Source organism: Bacillus sp. AY2-1, assembly GCF_008368965.1.
GTDB lineage: Bacteria > Bacillota > Bacilli > Bacillales > Bacillaceae_G > Bacillus_A > Bacillus_A thuringiensis_S.
In genome coordinates this window covers 1-1,160 of sequence record NZ_QPEL01000314.1, presented here as the reverse complement: position 1 = coordinate 1,160, position 1,160 = coordinate 1, and the positions used below count along the sequence as shown (strand labels likewise).

The window sequence follows — 1,160 nt, the reverse complement described above, 5'->3', positions numbered from 1 at the left end:
CCAATATGCAATATTGCATATTGGTTTAATATTTTAAAAAAATGTATTGAAATGGAAATTTTAATATAGTAATATTTGTAAGCGAAGGGAGATGAAAATAATGGAAAATAAAAACGAATTTGAAATGATTGGTCTTGTTGATGAACAAGAGCTATTAGAACTTTGTGGGGCTGTAGAGGTAAATCCACGAACTACTGTACCATGTGCTGTTGGTACTGGAGCAGTGGCTGTTGGCATTTATATTGTGGATAGATCACATCAATCTTGTCCTACATCAGCTTGTAGTAGTAGATGTAGATAATAGTTAAAAACTTAGAGGGGGGCCTTATATGCAAAAGGAAAGAAACAAAGTGTTTTCAAATTTTATAAAGGGTATATATATACATGAGAGACAGATTAGTCCTCAATGCGATTCCAAAAATTATAATATAAAGAATATAGAAGATTATTGGAATGAATCTTTATATTTTGACTTGAATAATTTGAAGGATAGAATCGAAAAAAAGAATATACCTTACGAAGCATTTTTAGGGATTTTGCACTGTAGGGATACCCCTTCCTCTAAAGTTGAATTAGAATGGGTTACCACTTTACTCGAAATAATTGATAACTATAATCGTGATTCAATTGATTATGATCTAAAAGATATAGGTATTTTTGTTCTTCCTTTCACTGAATATTTCGGTAAAAAGGTATCTCAATTTATACTTCAACTTGAAAATGGCATAATAAATTCAAATTCTATTGTAAAACAATTACAAAATTCTTTATTTATACATTTAAAAGATATTTGTAGTAGATCAATTGTCTGGGACTTCCATAGAAGAAAAAAAGCAGATGGAAAAGATAAGGAAGATTATATTAGTTATTACATAAATTCGTTTTTGAAAAACAAAGACTATCAACAAGAGTTATTGCAAGAACTCCCAGTCCTTGCAAGAGCCCTTGTTGAGATAACTAGTCAGGCAATTGTAAATACTACAGAAATTTTTAAACACTACTCTGATGATTACTGGGAAATAAAGAACATATTTTTCCCTAATGATAAAAACATCTCATTAGAATATATACATTTGGGATTGGGTGATTCACATAAAAATGGAAAGAGTGTATCTATTTTAGAATTTAACAATGAAAAGAAAGTTGTATATAAACCTAGA

General features: G+C 29.3%; 2 protein-coding genes. Both read left to right on the top strand.

Annotated elements, in window-relative coordinates:
• Positions 1-100 precede the first annotated feature (100 nt).
• Positions 101-301, top strand: coding sequence for a class II lanthipeptide, LchA2/BrtA2 family (locus DN403_RS30760; RefSeq protein WP_179958964.1), 201 nt, complete (start codon positions 101-103; stop codon positions 299-301).
• Between the two features lie 28 nt (positions 302-329).
• On the top strand, positions 330-1,160 hold an 831-nt coding region (locus DN403_RS30755), incomplete at its 3' end, for a DUF4135 domain-containing protein (RefSeq protein WP_149186128.1).